This is a genomic window from Pseudanabaena biceps PCC 7429 (assembly GCF_000332215.1).
Lineage (GTDB): Bacteria > Cyanobacteriota > Cyanobacteriia > Pseudanabaenales > Pseudanabaenaceae > Pseudanabaena > Pseudanabaena biceps.
The window spans coordinates 18,910-27,647 of sequence record NZ_ALWB01000048.1 but is presented as its reverse complement, the minus strand read 5'-3'; the positions used below and the strand labels follow the sequence as shown (position 1 = coordinate 27,647).

Genomic DNA, 8,738 nt, shown 5'->3' with positions numbered 1-8,738 from the left:
TCATTCAAGTGACTGTAGCTATAGCAGGCGAGATAATTTCAAACGGGCTTTGAGAAAGGGTTTGCAACGCAAACCCTTTCTCAAAGCCCAAAAGTAAAAGCCTTGCTACATAAGGCTTTTACTTTTGGGCTTTGAGAAAAAAGCCGCTATAGGAGGAATACACAAGAAGTTAAGCATATTAATATGCAATTCAAGTAGCTCGGCATAAATTAAAAACCAAAACCAGAGAGCATACCGCCCGCGCAGCGGGCGGTATGCTCTTCTGGGTTTTAAGTTTACTTATGCCGAGGTATTTAATATGTAATTTAATGTGCAATTTAATGTGCAATTTAATATGCAATTATGGAAATTTATGAAAATATGCTTACTTATTCGCAAGTAGAACAGGCTTTAATCAAACTTGGATATGCTCCTGATTTCGATCATCCTTCCCATACCAAACTCACCGCTTTAATCCCTATCGATGGATATCAGTCACCAGTCGTATTGGAATTTCGGGAAGGATGGAAAAGCGAGTTAGGAGATGTAGCGCAATTACTACAGGTTGAGTGGCTGATGGATGATCGGGAAAGTGTTTTGATTCTGGATATTAATTCTCTTAAGGCAATAGATGATACCCCTGCAATTTTCACTGAGGAAAAATTGATACTGCGAGAAACCTTTGATCGTATCTTAGAAGCAATCTCTAGTGACGCAATCTCTAGTTCGTAAGCTAAATTATGGCTATTAATTATGGCTAAGGCTATTCCTGACAAATGCAAACGCTGTGCGATGCTTTCCGCTCATCAAGCTCAAGAATTACATGGAGGCGATTGCTGGGATCCTACGGTTTGCTATAGCCGTCGCTCCTATGCTCGCCATCGCGATCGCCGCAATCTTATCCGCGCACGCAAACGCTCAGCCTCAACCCCTGAGTTAGTAGTCAATACTGAGGAGTTTGCCAAGATATATTGGGCGGTATTGGTGGTTTATCGTGCAGCGGGAGCCTCAACCCCAATCCATGCGATCGCGGCGCAAGTATGGCAAGGGCAAGATAAGTTTGCAGCGATCGCCCCAATTCACTGTGCAGGCATGACGGCTTCTCAAGTTCACACCTATATCAAAAAGATGCTGGACTTATTGGATTCCCATTATCAAATCAAGAAGTTTGCCAGCCAAGAGCGGCTCGATCCTTGGCTTTGTCCCCTGCGTCCTTGTCCTTGTTATCCTCTTTAAGAATCAGAAAGTTATCGTCATCCAAGCCCCCTAGGCGATCGAACCTAGCCGATCGAATATAGTTTACCCAATAAAGGCATCTAAAATGGAACTAATATACGAGCTTTTTGATTCTAGAGTATTTATACCCCACGGACATTGCTATTTGTGGAATCCTTCGCTGGTATGGCTGCATATTTTATCTGATTTATTCATAGCGATCGCTTACTATTCCATCCCAATTAGTCTAGTTTATTTTGTCCACAAGCGTGAAGATTTACCTTATCAGTGGATTTTCGGATTATTCAGTCTATTTATAATTCTTTGTGGAACTACCCACTTAATAGAGATATGGACGCTTTGGCATCCCACCTACTGGATATCTGGGATAATCAAAGCTTTGACCGCGATCGTCTCGATTTTTACCGCAGCTAGTTTTGCACCCTTGATTCCTCAACTTCTTGCTTTACCGAGTCATTCTCAATTAGCTGCGATCAATGTTGCTTTAGAACGTGAAATTGCAGAACGCAAACAAACCGAACTGGAACTAATCCGCAGTCGCGAGCTGAGGGAAGCAATTTACAATGAATCCGCCGATGCTATTTTTTTAGTCGATTCTATTAGTTTGCTAATTTTTGATTGCAATCAACGGGCTATAGAAATGTTTGAAATCAATCAAAAAGAAGATTTGATTGGGATAGCAGGGCATACCCTCCAAAAAAAACAATTTACCGACAATGAGATTAGTAAGATTGTTGGAGATATGCAGAATTTCGGCTTTTGGAGCAGTGAAATAGAATATGTGACGAGAAAAGGTAGGTCTTTTTGGGGCAGTATTGCTACTAAACCGATCAATGTTGCGGGCAAAGCGATTAATATGGTTCGGGTTAAGGATATTAGCGATCGCAAGGAGGCTGAGGAAAGGATTCGCAGACTGAATATTGAGCTAGAAGAGAAAGTAAAAGAGCGCACCCTCGAACTATCAAAAGCCAATGCCGAATTAGAGATTGAAGTTGGCGAACGGAAACTTGCACAAGAACGCTTCTACCTCGTCCTCAAAAATTCGCCAATCACCGTTTTTATGCAAGATCGGGAGTTGCGATACACTTGGTTTTATAATCCTGCTTTAAGAACTAATTATGAAGAAATCATCGGAAAGAATGATTTTGATCTTTTCCTAGTTCCCGAAGATGCTCAAAGGCTAACTAGCGTCAAAAAACTGGTACTTAACAGTGGGGTTGGCGTGAGAGAGGAAGTATTTGTTATGGCTAACGGTCAAAAGCGATACTTCGATCTGACCGTAGAACCTTACCAAGATCGCAATGGAGAATTTAATGGAATTGGTTGTGTTGCTCTAGACATTACTTGGCGCAAACAATCAGAAGAGGAGCTAAGATCCGCCTACGAACGTGAGGTCGTGTTAACGAAAGAAATACACCATCGCGTGAAAAATAATTTACAAATTGTATCGGGCTTGCTTTATCTGCAATCCAGACAAGTTCAAGATCGGGAAATGCGGGAAATTATCAATAGTAGCCGCAATCGCATTCAGTCTATGGCGCTACTGCATGAAAAACTATATCAATCCAAAAATCTTGAAAATATAGACTTTATCGCATATATCAAAAGTTTAACTCGGAATTTGCAGACTTCCTATGCATCTAAATCCGCCGCAATTTCTTTGAATATAAATGCTGAGCCCGTTAATGTGGATATTGATACTGCCATCTACTGCGGCTTGATCATTAACGAGTTAGTCTCTAATTCCTTTAAATATGCTTTCCCAGAAGATCGTACAGGGCAGATTATGATTGAATTCGCTAAACATAGTGATGACTTCTACAACCTCATCGTTCGTGATAATGGGATAGGTATGACCGAGGCGATCAATCTCAAAGATGCGGAGAAATTAGGACTACAGCTTGTTTACTCTCTTGTTACCGAGCAGCTCAAAGGAGAAGTTTTATTAGAAAATTTTCATGGGACAGTTTTTAAAATTTCATTTAAAATTAAAAGTAATTAGGTTTTAACGACTTATGTCACAACCAAGTAAATTTTTGAAAGCATTGCAAAGCAACACTTTCAAAAATTTACTTGGTTTGGGTTTGAGCGCTTCGCACTATAAAACCTAACTAATAAAAGGAATCCATGACAACTTTGTAGCAACTTAAGGGAAAAAGCTTGTAATGTCAGCAAATAAAATTCTTGTAGTTGAGGACGAAGTAATTACAGCCAGAGTCATTTCTGAAGAGCTAACTGCGTTGGGATATACGGTTACCGATACTGTTACCTCTGACGAAGCCGCTTTAACTAGCGTGTCTCAAAATGCTCCCGACTTGGTATTAATGGATATCATTTTAAGGGGTTCGGCACAAGATGGCATTGCGATCGCCACAATTTTACGCAAAGAATTTAAAATTCCTGTAATTTACATTACTGCCCATACCGATGAAGCCACGCTTAACCGCGCCAAAATTTCCGAGCCATTTGGCTTTCTTGTAAAACCATTTGATGAGAGAGACTTACGGGTTGTCATAGAAATAGCCATGTACAAGCATCAGATAGAAGGACAACTGGCAAAAGCGAAGGAAGATGCGGAAGCCGCGACAAGGGCTAAGAGCATGTTTCTCGCGAATATGAGCCATGAGCTGAGAACACCGATGAATGGGGTGTTGGGTAGTACTGAATTACTCGCCGCCACCAAACTAACCGCAGAACAGCAAAATCTCGTACAAATCATTCAACATAGCGGCAATACTCTACTCGAAATTGTTAACGATATCCTTGATTTCTCTAAAATCGAAGCAGGAATGATGACCTTAGAAGCAAGAGAATTTGTTTTAGAGGATATTTTGTCGGCTATATGCAAGCTCTTAAACAAACAAGCCCAAGATAAGCAGATCCAGCTCAATTATGCAATCGCATCCCATCTTCCCAGCAAATTTATTGGTGATAGTACGCGCATGTACCAGATCTTGCTCAACCTGATTGACAATGCAATTAAATTTACACCAAGCGGACATATCGCAATCTCCATTAGCGGTCAATGTCCTAATCGTGAAACTGAGCCATTCCAACTCACCTTTGCCGTGTGCGATACAGGTATAGGCATTCAACAAGAATATCTAGCTAAACTCTTTCAAGCCTTTACTCAAGCCGATGATTCTATCAGTCGCAGATATGGAGGTACGGGACTGGGTTTAGCCATTACTAAACGTTTAGTAGAATTAATGGGAGGGACAATCTGGGCGGAGAGCGGCGGTCACGTTGGCGGCAATCCACCCTTAAATTGGCTACCCACATTATACTCACAAGGTTCTATTTTCTATTTTGAGATCGGTCTATTGGCTAGTTCTACAAACACCCAATCTACAACCACTCAAACCGCAGAACCAGATGTCTACGAACTCAAAATTGATACATTGATGGCAGAGCAATTTCCTCTACGCATTTTATTAGTAGAAGATAACTTCTTCAATCGCAAAATTGCCAGTATCATCCTTGAAAAATTGGGATACCAACCCGATCATGCTAGTAATGGTTTAGAAGCGATCGCAGCTATCCAGCAAAATATTTATGACCTAGTGTTGATGGATGTGCAGATGCCAGAAATGGATGGCTTGACTGCGACCAAACTAATTCGTCGCGATATCAAATATTATCCTTGGATTGTGGCAATGACCGCCGATGTTTTGCCAGAAGATCGTCAAGCTTGTTTCGATGTCGGGATGAATGATTATCTGAGTAAGCCCTTTAAAACTCAAGATTTAGTGCGGATATTTTCTGTTTACATCCAGAGCAAGGAAAGCAATCCTACATCACTAAATTCTTAACTAAATTCTCAACTACAGCGCTTTGTGCTCAAACCCAAACCAAGAAGATTTTTGAAAGCTTTGCTTTGCAAAGCTTTCAAAAATCTTCTTGGTTTGGGTTTGAGCGCTAAGCGCTGTAATTTGCTCGCCAAGATTTTTCGCTAATACGGCGCGATTAGGACAAAGTGGAACTCCTCCATTGCGTAACGCCTCAGCAGCCCATGTATTACAGTTAAAAGCGGAGAAATATCTCGGCACAGCCGCATAGAATTTACTAACTCCATATTGACCTTTCCCGATCGCTGCTAAGCGATCGCCTTTGCCATTAACCGCAAAGGTCTGCTTCACATAAGCAAATAAATTTTGAAATCCTGCTTCCGATAGCTCGATTAGCAATACAGGAAATTTAAAAAACTTTTCTGGAGATTCCGCAAAACTTGTCACATGCATGACGCTAGCCGATGGAATGAATACCGCCCGCAGCATCGAAGGAATGGATTTGTCGCCAGCAAAATAAAACTGGCGATCGCCCCATCCCACCTCTACATAGGGAGCATCTTTCCATTCTTCTACACCAAAGGTTTCTCCTGAACTTTGCGCCCATGCTAAGCCCGAATGCCACTCATGCTGCACAAAATAAATCGTGCGAGTTTTTGTATTGGGCGCAGGAGGAAATAGCCCCGCAGTTGGACTAGGACAATAGAGAAAATAACTGGCGATCGCGATCGCAATTCCTAATAATATTCCTAAGCCTATCGCGATTTTCTGCTTACGGGTCATGAGCAATTTTAAAATAATGTGTTCATGCTAAATTTTAGGATGGGCGGCGCAAAGCACCGCCCATCCTAAAATTTAGCGTAATGTTAAAATAAGTCAATTATCTTTCTATGGAGTTGTGCTATGGTTTCGCAGCTAACCATCTCATCAACTGAAATTATTTACCCTGAAAGCGATGGTCAGCCCATGGCAAGTAATACAACCCATTTTATTTGGATTGTTACAATCAAAGAAAATCTGGACTGGTTTTTTAGTCAAAATCAAAATAGCGATCTGAAGATTTTTGTTGCAGGCGATCTGTTATGGTATCCAGTTCAAGGACGCAACGATCTCTCGACTGCTCCTGATATCATGGTAGCGATCGGTAGACCAAAAGGGCATCGAGGCTGTTACAAACAATGGTTAGAAGATAATATTCCACCACAGGTCGTATTTGAGATTCTTTCTCCATCCAATACTCAAGAAGAAATGGATAAGAAACTCCTATTCTATGATCGCTATGGAGTGGAAGAGTATTATATCTATGACTATGAGGCTAACCGCTTATTAGTATGGCTAAGACAAGGCGATAGCCTATCGCCTCTCGTTATTGTTCGTGGTTGGCAAAGCCCCAGATTAGGGATTCAGTTTGAAATTAATGATGAAACCTTAAAAATGTTTCATGCTGACGGTAATCCTTTCTTAAACTATGCCGAAATTCAAGATTTGCTAGCAAAGGAACGTCAGCGTGCCGACTCAGAAAAGCAACGTGCCGATCGCCTTGCGGCAAAACTTAGAGAATTAGGAATTGAGGCATAACAAAAGAAAGGGTGCGTTGCACCCTTTCTTTTTAGTTACGCAGATCGGCGATCGCACTGAGAGCGACATTAGCGATTGCTTGATCGGTTGCCTTGGGCAAATGGTAATACTTCCCACCACCTGCGGCGGCGAGTTCCTTGGCAAATCCCGTAGATACGAATTTATTTTCCGTATCAATGACTAATAATCCCAAATTCAAAGCCCGAATCTTACGACAAATATCAATTAATTCGGCTTTGATATCAGGCTTATTTTCAGGGTCGATCGGTTCACCCTGCGATCGCGCTAGAGGCACATTGCCCCGTCCATCCGTAATTGCCACAATCGTAACCGAGCCAACATCGCCTGACTGTCTAGCATTCATCGCCACCCGCACCGCCTGAGTTAAACCATGGGCTAGCGGCGAACCACCACCGCAGGGCATCGTATCCAAACGCCGACGCGCCGCCTCAATGGAACGGGTGGGGGGCAACAATACATCGGCTTTTTCACCACGAAAAGGAATCAGAGAAATTTGGTCTCGGTTCTGATAGCTATCGGTCAACATCCGTAAAGCTGCACCCTTAGCCGACTGCATCCGATTCAAAGCCATCGATCCAGATGCATCCACCAAGAAAATCGTCAAAGCTCCCGCCTTACGTGCTAGCTTCTTGGCTCTGATATCCACATCCTCAACGATCACTTTGCGATGGGGCTGACGCAATCTTCGCGCTTTTTGATAGGGAGCCGATGCGCGGAGGGTCGCATCGACGGCAATGCGATCGCTTTTGCCTTGGGGTAAAACTGGCTTGATATAGCGTCCCCGTTCTTGGGAATAAATCAGGTTGCGAGTTCCCGATCGCCCCTGCTTTTGCATCGACTGAGCAAAGAAAAGAACTTCTGGATCAAGAATTACACCCTCTGGATCGAAGATAAATTCTTCAGGAATTTCAGGAGATTCATCTTCCTGCTCTTGATCCTGTTCCTGATCCTCTTGATTCTCATCCTGCTCCTGTTCGCCATCATCTTGATTTGGCGGGGGCGGAGGTGCTTGTTGTTGCTGCTGTTCGGGTTGTTGTTGCTCAGGAGAAAGCGGCGATCGCGGTACGATTACCAATTCTACGGCTTGACGCAGATCGTCGGCGTTAACTTGAGTGCGACTTTCCAACGCCGCCGCCGCTTTGGCTACCCGTAAAGCAAATAACTCAGCACGATGTCCCTGCACACCACCACGTACAGCTTCCGCAACGAGGTACTGAATCTGCGCCCTAGAAATTGTCACATCAGTGAGCCATTCTCGCGCCAAAATAATCTGTGTCCGCAGATCGTCAATATCCGAGTCATAGCTACTTAAAAAGGCTTCAGGCGAATTGGCATAGCCCAATACCATATCTACGGCTTCCACCCGCTGATCGAGGGACAGAACTCCATCGGCAGAGAGATTGATTGCAATCCGATCCATTAGATGTTCGCCCAAGATGCCTTCTTCAGGGTTATAGGTGGCAATCAGTAAAGGCTGGCAGGGATGTTGGTAGCTGATGCCTTCGCGTTCGACTTGGTTATAGCCCGTGGAGAGAACGGAAAGCAGTAAATTAGAAATCTGCGGATCGAGTAAATTAATTTCGTCAATGTAGAGAACGCCCCGATGAGCTTCCGCTAGAATCCCTGGCTGAAATACGGTCTGACCTTCACGCACCGAACGACTTACATCCACAGACCCAATTAGCCGATCTTCGGTAATTCCTAAGGGAATTTGAATGAAGGGAGCAGGAATAACTTTAGTAGCTATTTCGCTCTTGTCCTTGTCCTTCATTGCCTTGACGAGAGCATCGTCCCATGTGTCGGGTTTGGTAGGATCGCAATTACTAAGGGAATCGACAGCAACTTCGATGGGCGGCAATAGGGCATGGATACCACGAGCGAGAACAGATTTGGCAGTGCCGCGTCTACCTGCGAGGGCGATACCACCAATGCCAGGATCGATCGCTGCTAGCAGTAAAGCGGTTTTAATCGCTTCTTGACCGACCACAGCCGCAAGCGGAAATGTGATGGGGATATTAGAGTTTGTGGTTAGTTTATTGGGCAGCGAAGAGACCATTTATCGACTTATGAGTTAAATAATATAAAAATTAGAAAAATTGAATTTTAAAGTAAAAAATTTTAAGTAGAAATTTTAAG

The 8,738-nt window shown here is 43.2% G+C and carries 7 protein-coding genes; 5 read left to right on the top strand and 2 right to left on the bottom strand.

The features are described from left to right. The first annotated feature begins 360 nt into the window (after positions 1-360). The 4 genes from PSE7429_RS07660 to PSE7429_RS07640 all read left to right on the top strand — a co-directional run bounded on the left by PSE7429_RS07660 (position 361) and on the right by PSE7429_RS07640 (position 5,027). A complete protein-coding gene (locus PSE7429_RS07660) occupies positions 361-711 on the top strand; it encodes a hypothetical protein (protein WP_144052495.1) in 351 nt (116 codons plus the stop codon). A gap of 21 nt (positions 712-732) precedes the next feature. Continuing rightward, positions 733-1,215, top strand: coding sequence for a hypothetical protein (locus PSE7429_RS07655; protein WP_009626546.1), 483 nt, complete (start codon positions 733-735; stop codon positions 1,213-1,215). Positions 1,216-1,300: 85 nt separating this feature from the next. Next, positions 1,301-3,217: a histidine kinase dimerization/phosphoacceptor domain -containing protein gene (locus PSE7429_RS23435; protein ID WP_009626545.1), complete on the top strand. Its 1,917-nt coding sequence runs from the start codon at positions 1,301-1,303 to the stop codon at positions 3,215-3,217. 163 nt (positions 3,218-3,380) lie between these two features. Then, positions 3,381-5,027: a response regulator gene (locus PSE7429_RS07640; RefSeq protein WP_009626544.1), complete on the top strand. Its 1,647-nt coding sequence runs from the start codon at positions 3,381-3,383 to the stop codon at positions 5,025-5,027. A gap of 12 nt (positions 5,028-5,039) precedes the next feature. Here the strand turns inward: PSE7429_RS07640 and PSE7429_RS07635 are convergent, their stop codons facing one another. Then, the gene (locus PSE7429_RS07635) at positions 5,040-5,786 is read right to left on the bottom strand and encodes a DUF2459 domain-containing protein (RefSeq protein ID WP_009626543.1); all 747 of its coding nucleotides are present in this window, start codon (positions 5,784-5,786) and stop codon (positions 5,040-5,042) included. A gap of 120 nt (positions 5,787-5,906) precedes the next feature. Between PSE7429_RS07635 and PSE7429_RS07630 the strand changes: the two genes are divergently transcribed. Beyond that, complete coding sequence (locus PSE7429_RS07630) at positions 5,907-6,581, top strand: Uma2 family endonuclease (RefSeq protein ID WP_009626542.1); 675 nt, start codon at positions 5,907-5,909, stop codon at positions 6,579-6,581. 31 nt (positions 6,582-6,612) lie between these two features. On the opposite strand, the gene bchD is transcribed toward PSE7429_RS07630, so the two are convergent. Next, entirely contained in the window at positions 6,613-8,658 is a 2,046-nt protein-coding gene (gene bchD, locus PSE7429_RS07625) for a magnesium chelatase ATPase subunit D (protein ID WP_009626541.1), read from the bottom strand. Positions 8,659-8,738: the final 80 nt, after the last annotated feature.